Annotated in this window: 22 protein-coding genes and 1 tRNA gene; 11 read left to right on the forward strand and 12 right to left on the reverse strand. The window is 69.7% G+C overall.

Features of this window, described 5'->3' with window-relative positions; translation table 11 throughout:
• Window positions 1–23: 23 nt before the first annotated feature.
• The 4 genes from T8T98_RS05630 to rpsF form a co-directional block, all read right to left on the reverse strand.
• Window positions 24–1,463, reverse strand: a complete 1,440-nt coding sequence (locus T8T98_RS05630) for an AMP nucleosidase (RefSeq protein WP_251105813.1) — start codon at window positions 1,461–1,463, stop codon at window positions 24–26.
• A gap of 126 nt (window positions 1,464–1,589) precedes the next feature.
• Window positions 1,590–2,231 (reverse strand): 50S ribosomal protein L9, encoded by a 642-nt coding sequence (gene rplI, locus T8T98_RS05635; protein ID WP_160732675.1) that lies wholly within the window; start codon window positions 2,229–2,231, stop codon window positions 1,590–1,592.
• 13 nt (window positions 2,232–2,244) lie between these two features.
• Complete coding sequence (gene rpsR / locus T8T98_RS05640; RefSeq protein ID WP_160732676.1) at window positions 2,245–2,469, reverse strand: 30S ribosomal protein S18; 225 nt, start codon at window positions 2,467–2,469, stop codon at window positions 2,245–2,247.
• Window positions 2,469–2,834, reverse strand: a complete 366-nt coding sequence (gene rpsF, locus T8T98_RS05645) for a 30S ribosomal protein S6 (RefSeq protein WP_160732677.1) — start codon at window positions 2,832–2,834, stop codon at window positions 2,469–2,471. The genes rpsR and rpsF overlap by 1 nt, the downstream gene beginning before the upstream one ends.
• A gap of 218 nt (window positions 2,835–3,052) precedes the next feature.
• On the opposite strand from rpsF, the gene T8T98_RS05650 reads away from it, so the two are divergent.
• Complete coding sequence (locus T8T98_RS05650) at window positions 3,053–3,997, forward strand: DUF808 domain-containing protein (protein WP_251105812.1); 945 nt, start codon at window positions 3,053–3,055, stop codon at window positions 3,995–3,997.
• Here T8T98_RS05650 and T8T98_RS05655 read toward each other — a convergent pair.
• Window positions 3,994–5,418: a glutamate ligase domain-containing protein gene (locus tag T8T98_RS05655; protein WP_251105811.1), complete on the reverse strand. Its 1,425-nt coding sequence runs from the start codon at window positions 5,416–5,418 to the stop codon at window positions 3,994–3,996. The two genes, T8T98_RS05650 and T8T98_RS05655, sit on opposite strands and share 4 nt — an antisense overlap.
• Window positions 5,419–5,570: 152 nt before the next feature.
• On the opposite strand from T8T98_RS05655, the gene secG reads away from it, so the two are divergent.
• On the forward strand, window positions 5,571–5,948 hold the full coding sequence (gene secG, locus T8T98_RS05660; protein ID WP_251105810.1) for a preprotein translocase subunit SecG: 378 nt from the start codon (window positions 5,571–5,573) through the stop codon (window positions 5,946–5,948).
• 91 nt (window positions 5,949–6,039) lie between these two features.
• Window positions 6,040–7,674: a CTP synthase gene (locus T8T98_RS05665; RefSeq protein ID WP_251105809.1), complete on the forward strand. Its 1,635-nt coding sequence runs from the start codon at window positions 6,040–6,042 to the stop codon at window positions 7,672–7,674.
• A gap of 477 nt (window positions 7,675–8,151) precedes the next feature.
• On the opposite strand, the gene T8T98_RS05670 is transcribed toward T8T98_RS05665, so the two are convergent.
• A complete protein-coding gene (locus tag T8T98_RS05670) occupies window positions 8,152–8,649 on the reverse strand; it encodes an Hsp20 family protein (RefSeq protein WP_160732681.1) in 498 nt (165 codons plus the stop codon).
• Between the two features lie 168 nt (window positions 8,650–8,817).
• Between T8T98_RS05670 and grxC the strand changes: the two genes are divergently transcribed.
• From grxC to T8T98_RS05690, 4 genes are all read left to right on the forward strand, one after another.
• Window positions 8,818–9,081 carry a glutaredoxin 3 gene (gene grxC, locus T8T98_RS05675; RefSeq protein WP_251105808.1) on the forward strand — a complete coding sequence of 88 codons (264 nt, stop codon included), beginning with the start codon at window positions 8,818–8,820 and terminating at the stop codon, window positions 9,079–9,081.
• Window positions 9,078–9,938: a carbon-nitrogen hydrolase family protein gene (locus T8T98_RS05680; protein ID WP_251105807.1), complete on the forward strand. Its 861-nt coding sequence runs from the start codon at window positions 9,078–9,080 to the stop codon at window positions 9,936–9,938. Before grxC ends, T8T98_RS05680 begins: the two co-directional genes overlap by 4 nt.
• A 9-nt stretch (window positions 9,939–9,947) precedes the next feature.
• Window positions 9,948–10,409, forward strand: coding sequence for a DUF1178 family protein (locus T8T98_RS05685; protein ID WP_251105806.1), 462 nt, complete (start codon window positions 9,948–9,950; stop codon window positions 10,407–10,409).
• A gap of 40 nt (window positions 10,410–10,449) precedes the next feature.
• A tRNA-Arg gene (locus T8T98_RS05690) sits at window positions 10,450–10,526 on the forward strand.
• Window positions 10,527–10,541: 15 nt separating this feature from the next.
• On the opposite strand, the gene T8T98_RS05695 is transcribed toward T8T98_RS05690, so the two are convergent.
• On the reverse strand, window positions 10,542–11,516 hold the full coding sequence (locus T8T98_RS05695) for an SDR family NAD(P)-dependent oxidoreductase (protein WP_251105805.1): 975 nt from the start codon (window positions 11,514–11,516) through the stop codon (window positions 10,542–10,544).
• Between the two features lie 84 nt (window positions 11,517–11,600).
• On the opposite strand from T8T98_RS05695, the gene T8T98_RS05700 reads away from it, so the two are divergent.
• Window positions 11,601–12,563 (forward strand): AraC family transcriptional regulator, encoded by a 963-nt coding sequence (locus tag T8T98_RS05700; RefSeq protein ID WP_251105804.1) that lies wholly within the window; start codon window positions 11,601–11,603, stop codon window positions 12,561–12,563.
• Window positions 12,564–12,572: 9 nt separating this feature from the next.
• Here the strand turns inward: T8T98_RS05700 and T8T98_RS05705 are convergent, their stop codons facing one another.
• Both T8T98_RS05705 and T8T98_RS05710 read right to left on the reverse strand, forming a co-directional pair.
• Entirely contained in the window at window positions 12,573–13,100 is a 528-nt protein-coding gene (locus tag T8T98_RS05705; RefSeq protein WP_251105803.1) for a SixA phosphatase family protein, read from the reverse strand.
• Window positions 13,097–15,847: an ATP-dependent DNA helicase gene (locus T8T98_RS05710; protein ID WP_251105802.1), complete on the reverse strand. Its 2,751-nt coding sequence runs from the start codon at window positions 15,845–15,847 to the stop codon at window positions 13,097–13,099. The genes T8T98_RS05705 and T8T98_RS05710 overlap by 4 nt, the downstream gene beginning before the upstream one ends.
• Before the next feature lie 198 nt (window positions 15,848–16,045).
• On the opposite strand from T8T98_RS05710, the gene T8T98_RS05715 reads away from it, so the two are divergent.
• Together T8T98_RS05715 and T8T98_RS05720 are read left to right on the forward strand one after the other, a co-directional pair.
• Window positions 16,046–16,750 (forward strand): hypothetical protein, encoded by a 705-nt coding sequence (locus tag T8T98_RS05715; RefSeq protein WP_251105801.1) that lies wholly within the window; start codon window positions 16,046–16,048, stop codon window positions 16,748–16,750.
• A 126-nt stretch (window positions 16,751–16,876) separates the two neighbouring features.
• A complete protein-coding gene (locus T8T98_RS05720; RefSeq protein WP_251105800.1) occupies window positions 16,877–18,508 on the forward strand; it encodes a lysine--tRNA ligase in 1,632 nt (543 codons plus the stop codon).
• Window positions 18,509–18,532: 24 nt separating this feature from the next.
• Here T8T98_RS05720 and T8T98_RS05725 read toward each other — a convergent pair whose 3' ends face one another.
• A complete protein-coding gene (locus tag T8T98_RS05725; protein WP_160732691.1) occupies window positions 18,533–19,201 on the reverse strand; it encodes a prolyl hydroxylase family protein in 669 nt (222 codons plus the stop codon).
• An 86-nt stretch (window positions 19,202–19,287) separates the two neighbouring features.
• Between T8T98_RS05725 and T8T98_RS05730 the strand changes: the two genes are divergently transcribed.
• Window positions 19,288–19,845, forward strand: coding sequence for a cytochrome b (locus T8T98_RS05730; RefSeq protein WP_251105799.1), 558 nt, complete (start codon window positions 19,288–19,290; stop codon window positions 19,843–19,845).
• Window positions 19,846–19,948: 103 nt separating this feature from the next.
• Here T8T98_RS05730 and T8T98_RS05735 read toward each other — a convergent pair whose 3' ends face one another.
• Both T8T98_RS05735 and T8T98_RS05740 read right to left on the reverse strand, forming a co-directional pair.
• Complete coding sequence (locus T8T98_RS05735) at window positions 19,949–20,785, reverse strand: RcnB family protein (RefSeq protein WP_251105798.1); 837 nt, start codon at window positions 20,783–20,785, stop codon at window positions 19,949–19,951.
• Between the two features lie 392 nt (window positions 20,786–21,177).
• Window positions 21,178–21,444 (reverse strand): acylphosphatase, encoded by a 267-nt coding sequence (locus T8T98_RS05740; protein ID WP_160732693.1) that lies wholly within the window; start codon window positions 21,442–21,444, stop codon window positions 21,178–21,180.
• Window positions 21,445–21,498: the final 54 nt, after the last annotated feature.

Consider the following 21,498-nt stretch of genomic DNA (forward strand, 5'->3'; position numbering starts at 1 on the left):
CGGCAAGGCCGGCGTCCAGCCCCTTACCGGAACGGCGGTTCGTTGAACGCCCTCAGCTTGCGCGAGTGCAGGCGGTTGCCTTCCTCGCGCAGGAGGCGGCAGGTCGTGACGCCGATCTGCATGTGGGCGGCGATGGCTTCCTCGTAAAACTTGTTCGCCTGGCCGGGCAGCTTGATCTCGCCGTGGAGCGGCTTGTCCGACACGCACAGCAGCGTGCCGTAGGGGACGCGGAAGCGATAGCCCTGGGCGGCGATGGTGGCGCTTTCCATGTCGATCCCGACCGCGCGGCTGAGCGAGAGGCGGCGGGCCGACTGGGTATAGCGCAGTTCCCAGTTGCGATCGTCGGTCGTCACCACGGTGCCGGTGCGCATTCGCCGCTTGAGGTTGGCCCCGTGCGTTCCGCTGACGTCCTCCGCCGCCTTGGCGAGCGCCTGCTGGACTTCGGCGATCGCGGGCAGCGGGATCTCGGGCGGCAGGACGGGGTCGAGCACGTGGTCGTCGCGCAAGTAGGCATGGGCGAGCACGTAGTCCCCGATCTTCTGGCTCGGCCGCAGGCCGCCGCAGTGTCCGATCATCAGCCACGCCTCGGGCCGCAGCACGGCCAGGTGGTCGCAGATCGTCTTGGCGTTCGACGGGCCGACGCCGATGTTGACCAGGGTGATCCCACCGCGGTTCTTGCCGATCAGGTGATAGGCGGGCATCTGGTGCCGGCGCCATGCGGTGTCCGACAGCTCGGCCCGGGCATTCTCGCGCGGGGTGTCGATGTAGAGGCCGCCGGCCCCGGCGAGCGCGGTGCAGTCGTCGCTGCCCAGCTGCGCGCCGGCCCAGTCCACGAACTCGTCGACGTAGCGGTGATAGTTGGTGAAGAGGATGAAGCGCTGGAAATGCGCCGGGTCGGTGCCGGTATAGTGCGCGAGGCGCGCGAGGCTGAAATCGGTCCGCAGCCCGTCGAACAGCGACAGGGGGAACGGATCGCCCGGCGCGCCCAGCTCGTAGCCGTCGGCGATCTCGTCGCCGATGTCGGCCAGCTCGGTCGCGGGAAAATGCCGTGCCAGCTCGTTGGGGCTGATACCGGCCAGCTCGGCCCCGGCATCGCCGTCGAGCACGTAGGGAAAGGGGATTTCCTGGCGCGAGGCGCCGACTTCGCAATCGACGTCGTAATCGCTGGCGATCAGGCGCAGCTGTTCGGCCAGGTAGTCGGCGAAAAGCCGGGGCCGGGTGACGGTCGTGGCATAGATCCCCGGGGCGTTGAGCCGGCCGTAGGCGCGGCTGCCGTCGGCCGGGCGGGCCCCGCCACGGAAGCGCAGGCGAATCTCGGGGTAGGCATAGCTGCCGTCGCTGCGCTTTTCGGGCTTGGGCAGGGTGCCCTCGCGCGCGAAGGCGACGATATCGGCGCGGAGCCGTTCGACCGACTCGTCGTAGAGCCGGATCAGGTCTTCGATGATCTTTTCGGGTGATTCCATCGGGGGCAGATAGCGCCGCCCGCGTGACAATTCAAAGTCCGCCGGCCAGCCGCATGAAAAAAGGCGCGACCCTGCGAAGGGCCGCGCCTTTTTCGATTGTTCCGGGCTTGCGCCGGGCGCGGGAGATCAGCTTTCGCCGGTCTCTTCCTCGGCCGCGGCTTCGCCTTCGCCGGCATCCTGTTCGAGCATGTCGGCCGGGATCTCGCCCGGTTCGAGCGTCGGATCGACGGCATTGGCCTGGGCCATTTCCTCGATTTCCTTCTGCTCGTCTTCGAACATCTGCGCGATCACGTCGATGCCCTGGCTCTGCAGTTCGGCCTCGTCTTCCGAGCGGGCCACGTTGGCCTTGACGGTGACGTGAACTTCCGGGTGCAGCGTGATCGTGACATCGTGCATGCCGATGGTCTTGATCGGGTGGCCCATGACGACCTGGCGCTTGTCGATCTCGTGGCCCTTGTCGGCCAGGCCGGTCACGATATCGCGCACGTTGACCGAGCCGTAGAGCTGGCCGGCATTGGACGAGGCACGGATCAGGACGATCTCGACGCCGTCGATCTTTTCGCCCTGCTTCTCGGCCTCGCCACGGCGTTCCGCGTTTTCCTTCTCCAGGCGTTCACGGTTCGCTTCGAAGACCTTGCGGTTCGCGTCGTTGGCGCGCAGCGCCTTCTTCTGCGGCAGCAGGAAGTTGCGGGCGTAGCCGTCCTTGACGGTCACGACATCGCCGATGTTGCCCAGGTTGCCGATGCGTTCGAGGAGGATGATGTCCATGTCTATTCTCCTCTCACTTCACGACGTAGGGCAGCAGGCCGATGTGCCGCGCGCGCTTGATCGCCTTGGCGAGTTCGCGCTGCTTCTTGGCACTGACGGCGGTGATGCGGCTGGGCACGATCTTGCCCCGTTCGGACATGAAACCCTGGAGCAGGCGCACGTCCTTGTAATCGATCTTCGGCGCGTTCTTGCCCGCGAACGGGCAGGACTTGCGGCGGCGGAAAAACGGACGGGCCATCAGTCGCGCTCCTCGCGGTCGGCGCGACGCTTGCGGTCGCGGTCGCTCTTGCGCATCATCACGCTGGGGCCGCTCTCGTGCTCTTCGACGCGCACGGTCATGTAGCGGATGACGTCTTCGTTGATACGGGTCTGGCGCTCCAGTTCCTCGACAACGGAGCCGGGGCCCTCGATGTTGAGCAGCACGAAGTGCGCCTTGCGGTTGCGGTCGATCTTGTACGCGAGGCTCTTGAGGCCCCAGGTCTCGGTCTTGGTGACCTTGCCGTCGTTCTTCTCGACGATTTCGGTGGCGGTTGCCGCCAGCGCGTCGACCTGGCTCTGGCTCAGGTCCTGCCGCGCGAGAAAGACATGCTCGTAGAGAGCCATGCTTCGCTTCCTTCACTCTGCAATGCCGATCGCTGGCTGATCCGCGGGATTGCGGGGCCCCTCCGGCTTTCTTCTTTCCTGCCGGGCGACCGCGGTCGCCGGGCGGCAGGAAGGCGCGCACATAGCGGCCTGGGCGCGGAATGCAAGGCCAAGGTTGGGCTTGTGCCGGCCGGTGGCTCGCGGCAGGGCAGGGGAAAGCTTGCGAAACAGGAGGTTCGATGCCCGGCGGACTGGTGGCCCTGCTCGATGACGTTTCCGTGATTGCCCGCACGGCGGCCGCCTCGATCGACGATGTCGGCGTGGCGGCGAGCCGCGCGGGCACGAAGGCGGCCGGGGTCGTGATCGACGACGCGGCGGTCACGCCTTCCTATGTCACCGGGCTTTCGCCCGCGCGCGAGTTGCCGATCATCTGGAAGATCACCAAGGGCAGCTTCAGGAACAAGCTGCTGATCCTGCTGCCCGGCGCCCTGCTGCTCAGCGAGTTCCTGCCGGCGGCGATCATCTTCGTCCTCATGCTCGGCGGGGCCTATCTCAGCTACGAAGGGGCGGAGAAAGTCCTGGAGAAGCTGGGCGGCGCGAAGCACGGGAAGACGCTGGACGATCCGATCGAGGACCCGGCCGCGTTCGAGAAGAAGCGCGTGTCGGGCGCGATCCGCACCGATCTGATCCTGTCGGCGGAGATCATGGCGATCACGCTCAACGAAGTCGCGGTCGAGACATTCCTCACCCGCGCGGCGGTCCTCGCGCTGGTCGGCGCGGTCATAACCGTGGTCGTCTACGGCTCGGTCGCGCTGATCGTGAAGATGGACGACGTCGGCCTGCACCTGGCGGGTCGCGAATCGACGCTCTCGCGCCGGGTCGGCCGGTTCCTCCTGGCCGCGATGCCGAAACTGCTCGTCGCGCTCTCGCTGATCGGGACGGTCGCGATGCTCTGGGTCGGGGGCGGGATCATCCTTCACGGGCTGCACGAACTGGGCCTGCACGCCCCGGCCGACTGGGCCCACGCGGTGCAGCACGCGGTCGAAGGGGCGACCGGCGCGCTCTCGGGCATCCTGGGCTGGGCGACTTACGCGGCCCTTTCGGCCCTGTTCGGTCTCCTCCTCGGCGGCGCGATCGCCTTCGTTCTGCACAAGGTCCTGGGCCTCGGGGGCGAGGCGCACTAAAGGCGGGCGAGCAGGTCGCGCGCGAACGTTCCCAGCGTGTCGTCGCGCGCGCCCATGATCACCACCCGGTCGCCCGGGCGCGCGATCGACACGATCCGGTCGCCGCAGGCCTTGCGCGAGGGGATATATTCGGCCTCTCCCCCGGCTTCCTCGATCAGGCGCACGATCCGCTCGCTGCCCTGGCTGCGATCGACCGTGCCGCCGAAATAGACCGGATCGCACAGGATCGTCCGGTCTTCGGGGGCAAGCTCGCGCGCGAAAGTTTCGGCCAGTTCCGCCCCCATCTGGCGCAAGGGGCCATAGCCGTGGGGCTGGAAGAAGGCGATCACCCGCCCTTCGTGCGCCTTCAGCGTCCGCAGGGTGGCGGCGCATTTTTCGGGGTTGTGCCCGAAGTCGTCGATCACGGTGATGCCGCTGGCAGAAATGCCGACCATGTCGAACCGGCGCGCGAGGCCGCGGAAATCCGCCAGCGCGGCGACCGCGGCGGCCACCGGCACGCCGGCGGCCGCGGCGGCGGCAATCGCCGCCAGCGCATTCGACAGGTTGTGCCGGCCCGGCATGTTCAGCGTCAGCGCGTGTTCGCTGCCGTCGTGGCGATCGACGACCAGCGCGGCCTGGCGGATCGGCCCTTCGGCGACCGAACCGGGCACGACCCCGATCTGCGCCTTTTCCTGCGCGATCCCGAACGTGATCACCTCGTTCGCGCGCGGCAGGAGGGCCAGGGCCTCCTCGTCATCGGCATTGATCACCGCGATCCGGCTGCGGCCGAGGAAGTCGCCGAACAGCTGGCGCAGCTCGTCCATTTCCTTGTGGTCGAGGCTGACGTTCAGCAGCACGCCGATCGCCGGGCGATAGAGCGCGATCGACCCGTCGCTCTCGTCCACTTCGCTGACATAGATGCTCTTCCCGCCGACGAGCGCGCTCGCATTGGGCCGTTCGTCGGATGCAAAGTTCTTCATCACCGCGCCGTTCATCACCGTGGGATCGCGGCCCACGGCGTGCATGATCCACCCCAGCATCCCGGTCACGGTGGACTTGCCGCTCGTCCCTGCCACGGCCAGCCCGGCGCCGGCGGTGTTGAACAGGATCGAGTTGAGCTGCGCGCGGCTCATCCGAAGGCAGCCCAGTTCGTTGGCCCGGACGATTTCGGGCACGCTGTCCTCGACCGCGGCCGAGGCGACCAGGATTTGCCGGTCGGAGAGGATGCCGCTGCCGTCCTGCGGGTGCAGCGCGAATCCCTGGCTTTCGAGGGCCGCGAACTTGGCCGGCGTGCGCCCCTGGTCGCGGCTGCGGTCGCTGCCGGCGACTTCGGCCCCGCGCCCCTTCACGATCTGGGCCAGCGGCAACATGCCCGATCCGCCGATCCCGCAGAAAAAGAACGGGCGGGCGAAAAGCTCTTCGGTCGTGGGGATTTCATGCATCGCGCGGGTTGGTATTCAGTTGTCGGGGCCGATACAAGCGCGCTCGACCGCGCGGGCCAATCGGCGGCTTGCCCCGCCGCGTCACAATCCCTAGATGCCGGGCGCAGACAGTGCCGCGCGCCCCGCGCCGGCGAACCGATCGAGATTGATAGATGTCCCTGTTCCTTTTCCTCTTCGTGCTCCAGGCGATTGTCGCCGCCGCCCTGGTCGGCGTGGTCCTGATGCAGCGGTCCGAAGGCGGCGGCCTCGGCATCGGCGGCAGCCCGACCGGGCTGATGAGCGCGAGGGGCGCGGCCGATTTCCTGTCGCGCGCGACCAAGTGGCTGGCGATCCTGTTCGTCGCCCTGTCGATCGCGCTGGCGGCGATCGCCGCCGAATCGGGCGGGCAGGACAGCATTACCTCGACCCTGGATCGCTCGCTCCCGGCCGATCCGCTGGGCCAGGCCGCGGGCGGCACGGCCCAGCCGACGGCTCCGGCGGCCGATCCGGCGCCCGGTACCGACGATCCGCTCGCCGGCGCGAGCGAATAACCCCGCAATCGCAGGAAATGTGGATTGCGGGCCATGGCCCGCCGCATTCCGCTTGCCCCGACTCCACTCGCACGCTTAAGGCCCGACTCCCATGGCGCGGTACATTTTCATCACCGGCGGCGTGGTTTCATCGCTCGGCAAAGGTCTCATGGCGGCCAGCCTCGGCGCGCTCCTCCAGGCGCGCGGCTACAAGGTCCGCATTCGCAAGTTCGACCCCTATCTGAACGTCGATCCGGGGACGATGAGCCCCTATCAGCACGGCGAAGTCTACGTCACCGACGACGGGGCGGAGACCGACCTCGACCTGGGGCATTACGAACGCTTCACCGGCGTTTCCGCGCGCCAGAGCGACAACGTCACCTCGGGCCGGATCTACCAGCAGATCATCGCGCGCGAACGGCGCGGCGACTACCTGGGAGCGACGGTCCAGGTGATCCCCCACGTCACCGACGCGATCAAGGAATTCGCGCTGGCCGACCAGGGCGATCACGATTTCATCCTGTGCGAGATCGGCGGCACGGTCGGCGACATCGAATCGCTGCCGTTCATGGAGGCGATCCGCCAGCTCAGGAACGAGCTGGAGCCGGACCAGACGCTCAGCGTCCATGTCACGCTGGTTCCCTATATCGCGGCGGCCGGCGAGCTGAAGACCAAGCCGACGCAGCACTCGGTCCGCGAACTCGCCAGCCTGGGGATCAAGCCCGACGTGCTGCTGTGCCGCTGCGAGCACCCGCTGCCCGACAGCGAGCGGCGCAAGATCGCGCAGTTCTGCAACGTGCGGCAGGAATCGGTTATCCCCGCGCTCGACGCGTCGTCGATCTACGCGGTGCCGCTGCAATACCATGCCGAGGGGCTGGACAGCGAGGTCCTGCGCGGTTTCGGCATTACCGACGCGCCGCAGCCCGATCTCGCCGCCTGGCACGATATCGTTGACCGCTACGAAAACCCCGAGGGCGAGGTGACGATCGGCGTCGTGGGCAAGTACGTCGGCCTGCCCGATGCCTACAAGTCGCTGAACGAGGCGCTCGTCCACGGCGGCCTGGCCAACCGGGCCAAGGTCAATATCCGCTGGATCGACGCCGAAGTCTTCGAAGAGGACGACGCAGAGATCGCCGCCCGGCTGGAGCCGCTGCACGGCATCCTCGTGCCCGGCGGGTTCGGCGAGCGCGGATCGGAAGGGAAGATCGCCAGCGTCCGCTTCGCCCGCGAACGCAAGGTGCCGTTCTTCGGGATCTGCCTGGGGATGCAGATGGCCTGCATCGAGGGCGCGCGCAGCGGCGGGCATCACGCGGCCTCCTCGACCGAGTTCGGCGAAACGGCCGAGCCGGTCGTCGGCATCATCACCGAGTGGATGAGCGAGGAGGGCCTGCAGAAGCGCGAAGTGGGCGGCGACCTCGGCGGAACGATGCGCCTGGGTGCTTACGAGGCGCGCCTGGCAGAGGGCAGCCGCGTCTCGCAGATCTACGGCGGGGCGACCGATATTTCGGAGCGTCATCGCCACCGCTACGAGGTGAACTCCGCTTATCGCGAGCCGTTGGAGAAGGGCGGGCTGATCTTCTCGGGCATGTCGCCCGACGGGCTGCTGCCCGAGATCGTCGAGCGGGCCGACCACCCCTGGTTCGTCGGCGTCCAGTTCCACCCGGAGCTGAAATCCAAGCCGTTCGATCCCCATCCGCTGTTCGCCGGGTTCGTCGCCGCCGCGCTCGACCAGTCGCGCCTCGTCTGACCGAAAGCACCGGGGAACGCCCCCGGCCAGCGTGTAAAGCCGGTCGGCACGGCCACGTGGGGCGCGCAATATCCCGTGCGATACTGGCACAGCGGGTTAACAAAGGTTGCGTGCGCGCTTTACTTTTGGCGCGATTGGCGCAAGGTGCAGGGGCAGGGCCTCGGGCCCGAATGCACGGCAATTCGCACGCCGGACGCGTGCGACCTGGCTTGCCACGAACTTGATCGTCTTCTGCGACCCGGACGATCCAGTCACCGGGCAGGGCGGCGCTTGCGTCGCGGGGGCAGGCTTTCGGGCCTGCCCCCAACGGTCCGCCCCGCTGCCCATTGCACAAGTATATCGCCCGTGAAGGCAGGCGCCGCACAGAGGCCCGCGCGCCGCGTCACGGGCCCGATGACCTGGGCGGGCACGCCTTCCTTGCGGAATCGAAGCGAAAAAGGGGGGAGCGCACCCCGCCGGGGCAGGGTGCGCCTTCGGTCAGGCCGCGTCGGCGGCCTTTTCCGGCTCGTCGCCGTCGCCATCCTTGTCGTCGCGGACGACTTCGAGCGTCTTCTGCCCGTTCACGGCGATCTTCTTGGGCTTCATCGCCTCGGGCACTTCGCGGACGAGGTCGATCGCCAGGAGGCCGTCTTCGAGGCGGGCGTTTTCAACCCGGACGAAATCGGCCAGTTCGAACCGGCGTTCGAAGCCGCGATTGGCAATGCCGAGATGGAGCATTTCGGCATCGTCTTCGCCCTCTTCACGCTTCCGGCCCTGGATCACGAGCAGGTTCTGCTGGGCGGTGATGTCCAGGTCGCCGGGGCGGAAACCCGCGACGGCGAGCGTGATGCGGTAATTGTCTTCGCCGCGCCGCTCGATGTTGAACGGCGGGTAGTTGTCGCCCGAATTGCTGCGGGCCTGCCGTTCGAGCAGGTCGAACAGGCGATCGAACCCGACGGTCGAGCGGCGATAGGGGCTGAAATCGAAACGGTTCATCGAAACAAATCCTCCTTGGAGCAATTTGACACTGTGTGGGGCCCGGCTATCCGGCACCCCGTTCGATTGGAGGGCGCGTCCATTGCGGCACGCGCCTCCACTTGCCAGATAGGATGCGCTGCGACCCGTTCAAGGGCCTTAGCAGCAGGGAAGAATCGAGGATATTCAATGGCTACGCCCGAAGTCGACATCTATACCAAGTTCGGTTGCGGCTACTGCTACCGTGCCAAGCGCCTGCTCGACGACAAGGGCGTGGATTATACCGAGTACGATATCACGATGGGCGGCCCCGACCGCGAGGAGATGGCCCGTCGCGCCCCGGCCGCCCGCACCGTGCCGCAGATCTTTATCGGCGAGGTTCACGTCGGCGGCTCGGACGAGCTTCATGCGCTCGAACGCGAAGGCAAGCTCGACGACCTGCTCGCCGGATGACGCGGATCGCGCTGTTCCAGATGACCGCGGGAATCGATCCCGCGCAGAACGCCGCGGCGATCGTGGATGCCGTGCGCCAGGCCGGGGGGGAAGGCGCCGAAATGCTCTTCACGCCCGAGATGTCCGGCCTTCTCGACCGCGATCGCAAGCGTGCCGCCGCGGCAATCGCGCGCGAGGACGAAGACCGGGTGCTGGCCGCCGTGCGCGAGGAAGCCGCCGCGCAGGGGATCTGGGTCGCGCTCGGCTCGCTCGCTGTCGCGCTCGACCCCGCGGCGGAAGGGGCGGGGGCGGGCGCAGTCCGTGGCGCCGAGGCGCCCTGCTGGGCCAATCGCAGCTACCTCGTCGGTCCCGACGGCGCCATCGCCGCCCGTTACGACAAGATTCACATGTTCGACGTCGATCTCGCGAGCGGGGAAAGCTGGCGCGAATCGAACGCCTACCGCCCCGGCGACCGGGTGGTGACCGCCACCACGCCGCTGGGCCGGCTGGGGCTGGCGGTCTGTTACGACTTGCGCTTTCCCGCGCTGTTCGACGCGCTGGGCCGCGCCGGGTGCGACGCGATCGCGATCCCCGCGGCTTTCACCGTCCCCACCGGCCGGGCGCACTGGCACGTGCTCCAGCGTGCCCGCGCGATCGAGGCCAGCGCTTTCGTCGTGGCCGCGGCCCAGGTCGGCCGCCACGCCGACGGCCGCCGGACCTATGGCCACAGCCTGGTCGTCGACCCCTGGGGCGAAGTCCTGCTCGACATGGGCGGGGAGGAGGCCGGGCTCGGCTTCGCGGAGATCGATCCGGCGCGGATCGCAGAGGCCCGTCGCCAGGTGCCCAGCCTTGCCAACCGCCGCGAAATCCGTGAGTAGCGCGCCGCGATGATCGTTTTCGACCTTTCCTGCATCGAGGGCCACCGGTTCGAAGGGTGGTTCGGTTCCTCGGACGACTTTGCCGATCAGCAGGCACGCGGCCTCGTCGCCTGCCCGCAATGCGGATCGGACAAGGTGGCGAAGGCCCCGATGGCGCCCGCGGTTCCGGCCAAGAGCAACCAGCGCGAAGAGCGGCCCGCGCCCCGCCGGCAGGTGACGAACGGCGAGATCCCGCCCGAAGTCCGCAAGGCGATGAAGGCGCTGGCCCGCGCCCAGGCGAAGGCGCTGGAGAACAGCAAGTGGGTGGGCGACAGTTTCGCCGAGCAATCGCGCGCCATGCATTACGGCGAGAAGGACCTGGAGGCGATCCACGGCAAGGCCACGTTGAAGGAAGCGCAGGAACTGCTCGACGAGGGGATCTCGGTCGCCCCGTTGCCGTTCCCGGTGGCCGAGCCGGACGAACTCAACTGATTGCCAGCCAGCGCCCCGTCCCCTAAACGGCGTGCCGCGTGCGCCCGTAGCTCAGTCGGATAGAGCATCGGATTCCTAATCCGGGGGCCACAGGTTCGAATCCTGTCGGGCGCACCACCGCCATCCTGCCGTTCAGCCCGACTGTCCCGGGCCGATCCCGGTCATTTCCGCCGAGAGATCCCACAGGCGCCGGGCGGCCGCTTCGTCGGTGGCGTAAGGCTTCACCCCCTCCAGGGTCGCTTCCGCCGTGTCGTTCCGCCGCGCGACGTCGCAGTCCTCGCAATAGAGACCGCCGAGGCCGGCGAGCAGGGGCGACGTCGCCGCCCAGACCTGCGTTGCCGCCCCCTGCGCGGGGCTCTTGAACGTCGGGTCGGCGGGGTTGCCGTCGCGGTCGATCCAGCCCGCCGCGACCATCTCGTCGCGGCCGACATGGCGCAGGAGCGGGGTGAAGATCTTGCCCGGGTGGACCGAGAAGGCGCGGATTCCCCGCTCGCGGCCGAGCCGGTCGAGATGAACCGCGAACAGGGCATTGGCGGTCTTGGACTGGGCGTAGGCCAGCCACTTGTCGTAGCCGGCTTCGAAATGCAGGTCGTCCCACCGCACGGGTGAGTAGTGATGGCCGGCCGAAGACACCGAGACCACCCGTGCCCCATCGGCAAGCAGGGGCCAGACCAGGTTCGTCAGCGCGAAGTGGCCGAGGTGGTTGATCGCGAAGTGCGCTTCCCATCCCGGGCCCAGCCGGGTTTCGGGGCAGGCCATCACGCCGGCATTGTTGACCAGGATGTCGATTGCCGCGCCGTTCTTCCCGCCTGCCCCGGCATAGTGGCTCGCGAAACGGCGCACGCTGGCCAGGTCGGCCAGATCGAGCCTTGCCACCGTCACCCTGGCGAGGCCGCGGGTCGCGGCCCGCGCGGCGGCCGTGTCGCGCGCGGCGACGATCACGTCGGCGCCGGCTTCGGCCAGCGCCCGGGTCGTCTCCAGCCCCAGGCCGGAATGGCCCCCGGTCACGACCGCTCTTCGGCCGCCGAGGTCGATGCCGGCGAGGACATCGCCCGCGGTCGAACGGGCGCCGAAGCCGCTGCCCAGTGGATGCTGCCTGTCTGTCATGGGGGATTCTCCGGTCAGTCGGCGCGCCGCCGCGGCTCGGCCGACACGCGGTGACGAAGATGGCGCTCGGCACACGGACGATCCATGCGCTATGGTCCGCGAATCTTTCGCGAGCATTCGGAACACCCCCTGGACCCTCTATCGGATATCCTTTCCCTCCTGCGGCCGCGGACGGCGGTCAGCGCCGGCCTGCGCGCGGGCGGGGACTGGGCGATCCGGTTCCCGGGGCATGAAGGGGTGAAGTTCAACGCCGTGATCCACGGGGCCTGCTGGGTATCGGTGGACGGCGCCGAATCGCGGCGGATCGCGGCCGGGGATTGCTTCCTGCTGACGCGCGGGAGGCCGTTCCGCATGGCGACGGACCTCTCGCTGCCCGAGGTCGATTCGGCCCGGATCTACGACCGTGCCAGCGACGGCATCGCCACCTTCCAGGGCGGGCAGGACTTCTTCCTCGTCGGCGGGCGCTTCGCTTTCGACGGCGATCACGCCGGCCTGCTGTTCGGCGAACTTCCGGCGATCGTCCATGTCAGCCGGGCGAGCGACCAGGCGGCCGTGCTGCGCTGGTCGCTGGCCCAGCTGGCCACCGAACTGGCCGAGGGCGCGCCCGGCAGCAGGCTGATGGGCGATCACCTGGCGCAGATCATGCTGCTCCAGGTCTTGCGCTTGTGGCTGTCCGGGGGGCGGGGATCGGGCTGGCTCGCGGCCCTTGCCGACCCGCGCCTCGGCCGCGCGCTGCGCGCCATCCACGGCGAGCCGGCGCGGCGCTGGACCCTGGCCGAGCTGGCCGCGGCCGCCGGCATGTCGCGGACCAGTTTTGCAGAGCGGTTCCGCCGCGTCGTCGGCCGCACGCCGTTCGATTACCTCGCTCGCTGGCGGATGCAGCTTGCCGCGGACCGCTTGCGGCGCAGCGGGGATAGCGTGGCGACGATCGGCTACGCGGCAGGCTATGCTTCCGAAGGGGCCTTCAGCGCGGCCTTCCGCCGCACGATGGGCTGTACGCCGAGCGCCTATCGCCGCGGCGCGCAGCCGGAGCAGTCCTGCGGCTGAGCGGCCGGGTCAGTCCTCCGGGCCCAGCGCCGGGTCGAGATCGCGCGGGCGGACGAAGTGGACCAGCCGGCCGCAATCGGCCTTCAGGTCGGCCCAGTCGTCGATATCGAGTTCGAGCACGGCGAAGGCGGCCGTCGGATACTTCACGGCCGCCTCGTCGAACAGGCGGTCTTCGGCGGAAGGGGGGACGAGCGCGAACAGCATTTCCTGCAGGCCCGGGTTGTGTCCGGTGACGAGGACCCGGTCCGCATCGCCCGCCTTTTCCCGCACGACGTCGAGGATCGTGTCGCCGCCGGCGAGGTAGAGGCGCTGGTCGAATGCAGGCTCGATCGCGGGCAGCGCGGCTTCCAGCGTGCGGCGGACGCGTTCCGCCGGGCTGGCGATCAGCGCGTCCCACTCCGGCCAGCGCGCGGCGATATGGCGGCCGATCAGCCGCGCGCCCTTGCGGCCGCGTTCGTTGAGCCCGCGGTCGAAATCGCGTTTGCCCACGTCGTCCCAGTCCGACTTGGCATGGCGCAACAATCCCAGGATTTTCACGACGGCTGGCGATCCTCTGCTTGGCTGTCTGCCCCGGCCCCTGAAACACCCGCGGCCACGCGTTGTAAAGCTTCCGCCAGCGTCAGCCTGATGACAGGCGTTCCCGCGGGGAAGGCGGAGAGCAGCCGGCTGGGGAAGGCGGGCGAGAGGACGACGAAGTGGCCGCTGTCGTCGCGCGAGCGAATCAGGCGGCCGAAGGCCTGGGCCAGCCGCGCCCTGATGATCCGGTCGTCGTAGGCGGAGCCGCCGTGGGCCGCGCGGCGCGCGCGGTGCAGGATGTCGGGGCGGGGCCAGGGCACCTGTTCCATCACCACGCAGCGCAGAGAACGCCCGGGCACGTCCACCCCGTCGCGCAGGGCGTCGGTCCCCAGCAGGCTGGTGGCGGGATCGTCGCGGAAGATGTCCACCAGCGTGCCGGTGTCGATCGGGTCCACGTGCTGGGCATAGAGCGGCAGGCCCGCCCGGGCGAGGCGGTCGGCGATTCGCCCGTGCACCGCGCGCAGGCGGCGAACCGCGGTGAACAGGCCAAGGACGCCGCCGCCCGCGGCCTCTATCAGCCGGGCATAGGCCCCGGCGAGGCCCGGCATGTCCCCGCGCCGCACGTCGGTGACGATCAGGACTTCGGCGCGCGCGGCATAGTCGAACGGGCTTTCCGCGTGGCTGCGCATCGGCTCGATCTCGATATGGCGCGCGCCCGAGCGTTCGATCGCGCTTTCCCAGTCCTCGCCGTCGCGCAAGGTCGCGCTGGTCAGCATGACGCCGTGCGCAGGCTCCAGCACGACGCGGGCGAAAGGCTTCATCGGGTCGAGCCAGCGGCGGTGGATGCCGACGTCGAACTCGCGCGCGCCCGCATCGTTCGGGCTGCGATCGACCGCGAGCCAGTCCACGAACTCGGGATCGGCGGGCCCGCCCAGCCGGTCGAGCAGCGCCTCCCACGCCAGGACCAGGTCGATCCGCCAGGCGAGCGAGTGCCGCGCGCCCTCGATCCGGGCGCGGCCCTGGCCGTCCAGCCAGTCGGGCGCGTCCTCGACGATCGCCTCCAGCCGCGCGCCCAGGCGGGCGAGGGGGTGGCGGATCGCGGCGAGGGCGGCGCGCGCATCCTGCGCGGCCTCGATCACGTTGCCCGGCAGCCCGGCGGCCTCGGTCTCGATGCCATAGCCGGCTTCCTGCCCGCCGCTTTCGTCGCGGGCATAGACGCAGCCGCGCACCGCGGCGAGAAGCCGCTCGAGCGCGCCCAGCGGCTCGCCCTCCTGCAGCCGTTGCAGCCAGCCGTCGGCGGGCAGCGCGCGGGCCGCCTCCAGCGCGGCCTCGATCGCCTCGCCCCCGGCCTCGTCGTAGCTGGCGACATCCGCCAGCCGCGCGGCCAGCCCGCGCCGGCGGCCGCGGTTCTTGCGTTCCGGCCCGACGATCCAGCGGCGCAGCTCGATCGTTTCCTGCCCGGTCAGGGCGGCGGCAAAGGTGCTGTCGGCCGCATCGAAGACATGGTGCCCCTCGTCGAACACGATCCGCGTCGGGCGCTGTCCCTGGTCGCGCCCGCTGCCGAACCCGGCGCGCGCGGCGTTGATCATCACCAGGGCATGGTTGGCAATCACCAGGTCGGCCCGGGCCGAGGCGCGCGCCGCGCGCTCGATGAAGCATTTCCGGTAGTGCGGACAGCCGGCATAGACGCATTCGCCCCGCTGGTCGGTGAGCGCGGCGATGCCCCGCTTGCGGAACAGCGTGCCCAGCCAGCCGGGCAGGTCGCCGCCGATCATGTCGCCGTCCCGGCTATAGGCGGCCCAGCGGGCGACCAGGTGGGCCAGGATCGCGGCGCGCCCGGCGAACCCGCCTTGCAGCGCGTCCTCGAGGTTGAGCAGGCAGAGATAGTTCTCGCGCCCCTTGCGCACGACGACCGGTTGCGTTCCGTCCGCCCGGCGCTCGGGCCAGGCCCGTCGGCTCTCACCGCGCAGCTGGCGCTGGAGGTTCTTGGTGTAAGTCGAGACCCAGACCGTGCCACCCGCCGCCGCGGCCCAGAGCGAGGCCGGGGCGAGATAACCCAGCGTCTTGCCGATCCCGGTGCCGGCCTGCGCCAGCAGGACATGCGGCGCACCGCGCCCGGCGCGCGGGGCGAAGACCTTGCCCACGTCGCGCGCGTAGCGGTGCTGCCCCTCGCGCCGCTCGGCTCCGCTGCCGGTCAGGTGCGCCAGCTGACCTTCGATCTCGGCTTCCTCGATCAGGACCTGGCCGGGCGCCGGGCGGTCGGGCGCCTCCTCCCATTCGGGCAGGCGGGAGAAGAGCCATTTCTCCGCCCGTTCGGGACGCGCGACGTGGGCTGCCAGCACTTGCGCCCAGGGCCAGCGAAGCCGCACGAGCGATTGCAGCGACGACCAGGCCCCCTCGCGCTCGGCCCAGTCGTCGGCCCCGCACCGCGCGAGCAGGACGCCGGCGGCGCGTTGTAGCAAGCCGGGCACGTCGTCGTCAGTTTCGGGCACCTCCAGGTCGAGCGCGTGGGCCAGGCCCCTGGGCGTCGGCACGCAGAAACGCGCGGGATGGACGAATGCGAACAGCTCCAGCAGGTCGAGCCCGGAGAGATCGGGATAGCCCAGCCGCGTCGCGACGAGCGGGGCATTGACGATCAGCACCGGCGTATCTGCCGCGGCCATGATCGCTTCTCCCTTGGAACAGCCGCGCGTGGGCCCCTCGGGCTCGCGCAGCCAGGTGCCGGCGTGGCTCGCGTGGAGCGCGGGAAGCGTCAGTTGCGGGGGCATGGCGCGACGATGCGGCAGGGGGAACGGAATGTAAACATCGCAGGAGCGCCCGATCGCGGCCGGCGCGCGGGGCGGCGCTGCCACCGCACGGCCCGGCGCTGGCCCGGGCGCGAAACCCTTGAAAACCAAGGCCCGGTGCCCTGGCCCGCCCGATCGGGCCGGGAACGCCCGGCCTCGCTGGCGCGTTTATGCCGCGAGATGACCAGACCGGCCCCATACCTTCCGCAGGTCGCGCGTGCAGCGGCGCTGACGGCCGCCGCCTTCGCCTCGCCCGCGCTGGCCCAGCCCGATGCACCGGCCGCGCAAGCCGACACGATCGTGTTGCAGATGCCGGTGGCCCCGCCGGCCGCTTCCGCCCCGGTGCCGGCGACGCCGCTGCCGCTCGACGCGGCCGAGGCGCAGCACCCGCCGTTCCTGCTCGAATTGCCCGCACACGGCATCGACCCGGACGCCCGGGCCTCGGCGGACCTCCCGGAAGCGAGCGAAGGCGCGCGGGCCCGTGTCGCGGCATCGGAAGGGACGGGCACCGCGGCCGGCCCCGCGATCGAACCCGGCCTCCGGGTCGCGGCGGCGCAGTCCGTGGGGCCCGCTGCCCCGGCGCCGGGCGATACCGCGATCCTGCCCACGCCGGACAGCACCCCGCCGACGGCCACCGCCTCGCCCGCTGCCACGCCGGTGGAGCCCGCGCAGAACGGCACGAGCTGGCTCGCGATCGTCGCGCTGGGTCTCGCCGGGCTGATCCCGCTGGCGCTGGGGCTCGCCGCTTTCGCCTGGTTCCGCCGCCGTGCGCGCCCCGTCGGTGCCTCGCTGGCGAGCACCGGGCCGATCGCCTCCCCCTCGCAGCCGCGCGACCCCGCGTCGCGGGCTGCCGGAACGACGCCGGAAGGGCCACACCGCGCCTGACCCGGGTTCCGACCAAGAGGGTCGCAGGGAAGGGGCGTTCCGACAGGGGCGTCCCTTCTCTCGCATCGGCCCGCGCGCCGCCTTCGCACTTGCAACAAGGGGCCGCTTGGGCAAGAGGCTGCCGCCATGACCGAACAGACCCTGATCGAAGCCGCCCGCGTGTCCAAGGCCTGGCCGTTCCAGGAGGCGCAGAAGCTGCTCAAGCGCTATCCCGACGGCAAGCCGGGCGGCGAGCCGGTGCTGTTCGAAACCGGTTATGGCCCTTCCGGCCTGCCGCATATAGGCACGTTCCAGGAGGTCCTGCGCACGACGCTGGTCCGCCGCGCCTACGAGGCGCTGATCGGCGCGCGGCCCGAAGACGGCAAGACGCGCCTCGTCGCCTTCAGCGATGACATGGACGGCCTGCGCAAGGTGCCCGACAACGTCCCCAACCGCGAGATGCTGGCCGGTCATATCGGCAAGCCGCTGTCGCGCATTCCCGACCCGTTCGGGGCCGGTTTTGCCAGCTTCGCGCACCATAACAACGCCAGGTTGCGCGAGTTTCTCGACCGCTTCGGCTTCGATTACGAGTTCGTCTCCGCCAGCCAGCGATACGACGACGGCGCTTTCGACGACGCGCTGCGCCAGGTGCTGCGCTGCAACCGGGCGATCCTCGACATCATGCTGCCGACCCTGCGCGAGGAACGCCGCCGGACCTATTCGCCGGTGCTTCCGGTCAGCCCCTCGACCGGCGCGGTGCTGCAGGTGCCGGTGGAGGTCGTCGATGCCGAGGCCGGGATCGTCCGCTTCGAGGACGAAGACGGCAAGACCGTGGAACAGTCCGCGCTGGGCGGGATGGCCAAGCTGCAGTGGAAGGTCGACTGGGCCATGCGCTGGTACGCGCTGGGCGTCGATTACGAGATGTACGGCAAGGACCTGACCGACAGCGGCATCCAGTCGGGCAAGATCGTCAAGGTGCTCGGCGGGCGCAAGCCCGAAGGCCTGATCTACGAGCTCTTCCTCGACGAGAAAGGGGAGAAGATCTCCAAGTCGAAGGGCAACGGCCTGACGATCGAGGAATGGCTGACCTACGGCAGCGAGGAGAGCCTCGGCTTCTATATCTTCCCCAATCCGAAGAGCGCCAAGCAGCTGCACGTCGGGGTGATCCCGCGCGCGGTGGACGATTACTGGCAGTTCCGTCAGCGCATTGCCGAACAATCGCTCGACAAGCAGCTCGGCAACCCGGCCTGGCATCTCCTGCGCGCGAACGGCGGGTTCGACGGGGCCGAGGCGCCCGGCGCGGGCGAGAGCCTGCCGGTCACTTATGGCCTCCTGCTGAACCTGGTCGGCGTGCTCGGCGCCGGGGCGACGCGCGAGCAGGTCTGGTCCTACCTCGGCAACTACATCGACGATCCCGACCCGGCGCGCCACCCGGAGCTCGACCGGCTGGTCGACGCGGCGCTCGCCTACAACCGCGATTTCATCGCCCCCACGCTGGAGCGGCGCGCGCCGACGGCGGAGGAAGCGGCGGCGCTGAAGACGCTGGACATGGCGCTGGAAATGGTCGCCGCCGATGCCCCGGCGGAGGAACTGCAGACGATCGTCTACGAGATCGGCAAGCAGGAGGAATTCGGGTTCGAGAGCCTGCGCGACTGGTTCCGCGCGCTCTACGAGACGCTCCTCGGGTCAAGCCAGGGGCCGCGGATGGGCAGCTTCATCGCGCTTTACGGCATTGCCGACACGCGCAGGCTGATCGCCGAGGCGCTCGCCCGCGCCTGATCGCCTGCGTGATCCGCCGGGGCATCAGCCCCACTTGCGCGTGCGATACCACTTGGTGATGACGTATTTCACCCCGCGTTCGACCGGGGTGCCGGCGTGGAGCGTGTCCTCGTTCGGCGAGCCGTCGGGCAGGGCGTTGTTCCAGGTCAGCAGGACGCCGGGCTTGGGCGGGATCTTGATCCCGACTTCGGTGAAGTGCGTCTCGCCCCCGGCTTCGACCGCGTTGAGGAAGGCCATCGCGGTCCACGACCTCTGGCCGCCGCGCTTGCGCTCCGCCTTCCAGTATTCCTCGGTCGTGTAGAACCAGTCGTTGTGCGGCTTGAACTGCTGGCCCGGCATGTAGCGCTGGCCCTGGATCGCCTCGCCGATTTCGGCCTTCAGGCCCAGCGCGTCGTCGATCCGCCGCGATATCCCGGCGACGAAGGGGTCGCGCGGGTCGAGGTTGCCCGAATAGGACGTGCGGAACCCGGTCGCGTAGTCGGTGTCGTAGAGCGTGCTGGGCTGGGCGACGGCATCGATCATCATGATCAGCCGCTGGCACTCGGCCGGGCTGAGGAACTGGCCGAAAGCGTAGATCTCCGCCTTGTCGGTCGGCACCTTGTAAGCCTGCGGATCGGCTTCGAGCCGCTTGCGGACGGAGGCGCCGACGCGCTTGAGCGCGTCCTTGTCGGGAATCGTGGCGGTCTTGGTCATCGCACGCTTTCCTATCAGCGCCGGAGTGTGCTTCAAGGGGGCAGCCGGGGCGGCGGCCCCGCGCACGATATGGGAGGAGAGACGTCGTGAACGATACCCCCGCACATCGATATCCGAAAGTGGCCATGGCGCTGCACTGGCTCCTGGCGATCGGCGTGCTCGCCCAGTGGCGGTTGGCCGTGGCGGGCGAGAACGCCGCGTCGGAGGCGGCCGGGCGCGAGATCATGGGCAACCATTTCTCGCTCGGCGTCGTCGTCCTGCTGCTCGCGCTCGCGCGGCTGGCTTGGCGGCTGGTCCAGCCCAATCCCCCGCTGGCGAGCCATCTCGCCGGCTGGGAACGCTGGCTGGCCAGGGCGACGCACACGCTGTTCTACGTCCTGCTGATCGCGATGCCGCTGGCCGGGTGGTACGCGATGTCGAAGTACGGCAACGGGGTCGATGTCTTCGGCGTCGTCTCGCTGCCGGCGCTGCCGGTCGCGTCGGACCCGGAAGGGGCGGGGCGGATCTTCGAACTGCACGCCGCGGCCGGGGTCGCGCTGCTGGTGGTGACCGCGATCCACGTCCTGGGCACGCTGAAGCACACGCTGGTCGATCGCGACGGCAACCTGTTCCGCATGTTGCCGTTCGGCCGGCCGAAGGCCTGATCGCCCATGCGAAAGCCCCCGCCAGTGCGATGGCGGGGGCCCGCAAAGGGCCGCCGGGCTGAGAGACCCCGGCGGCGGGGGAGGGCGCCGTCGGCGCCCCCGATCACCAGAAGAAGTCGTAGATCACGTCCACGACCTGGCCGGTGTGCACGTTCACCAGCAGCACGTCGTCGTAGTAGCGGACCCAGCGATAGGGGCCGTAGACCGGCGGCAGGCGATAGTGCCACGGATCGTTGATCCAGTAGCGGCTGCCGTAGAACATGCTGCCCAGCCGGATGCCGATGTTCACCCGGTTGTAGCGATAGTTGCGATAGGGCGCGTAGTAGCGGCCGGGGCGATAGAGATGCCGGTTGGCCGCGCGATAGCGATGCCAGTTGTACCGGTTGTTCTTGCGCCAGGCGCGGTTCCACGCGCGATGGTTGCGATAGTCGCGGCGATCTTCCCACCGGTCGCGGCGGTAGTCGCGCCGGTCGCGGCGATCTTCCCACCGGTCGCGGCGATAGTCGCGCCGGTCGCGGCGATAGTCGCGCCGGTTCTCGTTACGGTCACGCCGGTACTCGCGCCGCTCGCGATTGCGTTCACGCCGGTTCTCGCGCCGCTCCTGGTTACGTTCGCGCCGGTTCTCGCGCCGTTCCTGGTTGCGCTCGCGCCGGTTCTCGCGCCGGTCGTCGGCGCGCGAGCGATCGCGGTTCCACGGGGCAACCGCGCGCGACGGGCTCGAGCGTTCCCGCGAACGTTCCTGGCGCACTTCGCGCCGGCGTTCGGAACGCTCGGACCGGGCGCGCGAACGGTCGCGGTTCCACGGCACGCGCGATTCGCGCTCCTGGGCGCGCTGCTGCGCGGATTCCGCGGCGTGGGTCTGGGCGGGAAGCGCGGTCAGCGCGAGCGCGCCGGCCAGGCCGGTCAGGGCGCTTCCCTTCAGGAATTGTCCGAATGTCATGTCTGCGGCTCTCCGTTTGGTCGAGAACGCCGCGCCCACCAACTCGCGGCCCCTCCATGTGCAATGGGCCGGGTATAGGCACCCGCGAATGACCCCCGACTGAACCGGACGTTTAGGCTGCTGTTCATGTTCGGCCCGCGTCGCATGAACGCCAGCGCTCGGTTCGTCGCGCGCCAGCAACACATGGACCGCCTGTTACACTGTCCAGGCGATAAAAACCCGCCCGCCCGCTCGCCCGCCCGCTCGCCGGCGCGCGAGGCGGCCGCGATGGCCCGTCGCGGGGCGGACGGCTGCCGCTGAAAGCGGGAAGGGGAAGGGGAAGGGGGCAAGTGCAGTGCAGGCATGGCCAGCGAGGCTAGACCGGCCGGCGCACTGTAGGAAAACGCTTTTTTCTAGCGGCGTTCGAAGCCCTCGATCGTCGCCGGCTCCGCCGCGGTCGCGGCGATCCGCTCCACCCGGGCGCGCGGCGGCCCGTCGTGCATTTGCGCGATCATCCGTTCGACCGCCTCGGCCGGGCCCTGCAGGTGCGCCTCGACCGTGCCGTCGGCCAGGTTGCGGACCCAGCCCGCCAGGCCCAGCGCGCGGGCCGTGGCCACCGTCCAGTCGCGGTAGAACACGCCCTGAACCTTGCCGTGGACGACGAGATGGCGGGCGATCATCGGCGGGCCTGTCCTTTCCGGCGCGCCTCGCGGCCCCGCCCGCCCCGCGGCATG

This window comes from Pelagerythrobacter marinus (assembly GCF_034375205.1).
Classification (GTDB): Bacteria; Pseudomonadota; Alphaproteobacteria; order Sphingomonadales; family Sphingomonadaceae; genus Pelagerythrobacter; species Pelagerythrobacter marinus.

What these genes read in the sequence shown, in the direction of transcription:
- T8T98_RS05725 (WP_160732691.1), bottom strand. Translation starts at nt 19,201, where the DNA reads ATGACCAAGACCGCCACGATTCCCGACAAGGACGCGCTCAAGCGCGTC.
- T8T98_RS05710 (WP_251105802.1), bottom strand. Translation starts at nt 15,847, where the DNA reads ATGCCCCCGCAACTGACGCTTCCCGCGCTCCACGCGAGCCACGCCGGC.
- T8T98_RS05685 (WP_251105806.1), top strand. Translation starts at nt 9,948, where the DNA reads ATGATCGTTTTCGACCTTTCCTGCATCGAGGGCCACCGGTTCGAAGGG.
- T8T98_RS05680 (WP_251105807.1), top strand. Translation starts at nt 9,078, where the DNA reads ATGACGCGGATCGCGCTGTTCCAGATGACCGCGGGAATCGATCCCGCG.
- T8T98_RS05650 (WP_251105812.1), top strand. Translation starts at nt 3,053, where the DNA reads ATGCCCGGCGGACTGGTGGCCCTGCTCGATGACGTTTCCGTGATTGCC.
- T8T98_RS05665 (WP_251105809.1), top strand. Translation starts at nt 6,040, where the DNA reads ATGGCGCGGTACATTTTCATCACCGGCGGCGTGGTTTCATCGCTCGGC.
- T8T98_RS05735 (WP_251105798.1), bottom strand. Translation starts at nt 20,785, where the DNA reads ATGACATTCGGACAATTCCTGAAGGGAAGCGCCCTGACCGGCCTGGCC.
- T8T98_RS05655 (WP_251105811.1), bottom strand. Translation starts at nt 5,418, where the DNA reads ATGCATGAAATCCCCACGACCGAAGAGCTTTTCGCCCGCCCGTTCTTT.
- T8T98_RS05630 (WP_251105813.1), bottom strand. Translation starts at nt 1,463, where the DNA reads ATGGAATCACCCGAAAAGATCATCGAAGACCTGATCCGGCTCTACGAC.
- secG (WP_251105810.1), top strand. Translation starts at nt 5,571, where the DNA reads ATGTCCCTGTTCCTTTTCCTCTTCGTGCTCCAGGCGATTGTCGCCGCC.
- T8T98_RS05720 (WP_251105800.1), top strand. Translation starts at nt 16,877, where the DNA reads ATGACCGAACAGACCCTGATCGAAGCCGCCCGCGTGTCCAAGGCCTGG.
- T8T98_RS05670 (WP_160732681.1), bottom strand. Translation starts at nt 8,649, where the DNA reads ATGAACCGTTTCGATTTCAGCCCCTATCGCCGCTCGACCGTCGGGTTC.
- rplI (WP_160732675.1), bottom strand. Translation starts at nt 2,231, where the DNA reads ATGGACATCATCCTCCTCGAACGCATCGGCAACCTGGGCAACATCGGC.
- T8T98_RS05695 (WP_251105805.1), bottom strand. Translation starts at nt 11,516, where the DNA reads ATGACAGACAGGCAGCATCCACTGGGCAGCGGCTTCGGCGCCCGTTCG.
- grxC (WP_251105808.1), top strand. Translation starts at nt 8,818, where the DNA reads ATGGCTACGCCCGAAGTCGACATCTATACCAAGTTCGGTTGCGGCTAC.
- rpsF (WP_160732677.1), bottom strand. Translation starts at nt 2,834, where the DNA reads ATGGCTCTCTACGAGCATGTCTTTCTCGCGCGGCAGGACCTGAGCCAG.
- T8T98_RS05715 (WP_251105801.1), top strand. Translation starts at nt 16,046, where the DNA reads ATGACCAGACCGGCCCCATACCTTCCGCAGGTCGCGCGTGCAGCGGCG.
- rpsR (WP_160732676.1), bottom strand. Translation starts at nt 2,469, where the DNA reads ATGGCCCGTCCGTTTTTCCGCCGCCGCAAGTCCTGCCCGTTCGCGGGC.
- T8T98_RS05700 (WP_251105804.1), top strand. Translation starts at nt 11,601, where the DNA reads ATGCGCTATGGTCCGCGAATCTTTCGCGAGCATTCGGAACACCCCCTG.
- T8T98_RS05740 (WP_160732693.1), bottom strand. Translation starts at nt 21,444, where the DNA reads ATGATCGCCCGCCATCTCGTCGTCCACGGCAAGGTTCAGGGCGTGTTC.